Here is a 468-nt window from a genome sequence, read left to right as displayed (position 1 = left end):
GAGAGTTTGGTACCGCCGCCACCATGGAGTTTGGGCTGAGCTGGCTTTTTCTTGTGGCTATTTTAAAAGGTGTCCAGTGTCAGGTGCAGCTGCAGGAAAGCGGCCCTGGCCTGGTGAAACCCAGCGACACCCTGAGCCTGACCTGCGCCGTGTCCGGCTACAGCATCAGCAGCAGCAATTGGTGGGGCTGGATCAGACAGCCCCCTGGCAAGGGCCTGGAATGGATCTGCTACATCTACTACAGCGGCAGCACCTACTACAACCCCAGCCTGAAGTCCAGAGTGACCTGCAGCGTGGACACCAGCAAGAACCAGTTCAGCCTGAAGCTGAGCAGCGTGACCGCCGTCGATACCGCTGTGTATTACTGTGCGAGAGACACAGTGGTAGTACTCCACTGTCTGGGTGTACAAAAACCTCCCTGCACGCCTCTCTAACCTCACAATTCTGTGCCAATGAGACCAAACTCTC

1 protein-coding gene is annotated in these 468 nt (G+C 56.6%); it reads left to right on the top strand.

Going from position 1 to position 468, the window contains the following annotated elements; all coding sequences use genetic code 11:
• Nucleotides 1-83 precede the first annotated feature (83 nt).
• Nucleotides 84-434, top strand: coding sequence for a hypothetical protein (locus tag OO306_RS28130; RefSeq protein ID WP_265970394.1), 351 nt, complete (start codon nucleotides 84-86; stop codon nucleotides 432-434).
• Nucleotides 435-468 lie beyond the last annotated feature (34 nt).

Source organism: Pseudomonas sp. DCB_AW, assembly GCF_026240895.1.
GTDB classification, from domain to species: domain Bacteria; phylum Pseudomonadota; class Gammaproteobacteria; order Pseudomonadales; family Pseudomonadaceae; genus Aquipseudomonas; species Aquipseudomonas kermanshahensis.
The sequence above is the reverse complement of the archived record's forward strand: the minus strand, read 5'-3'. Positions and strand labels throughout refer to the sequence as shown.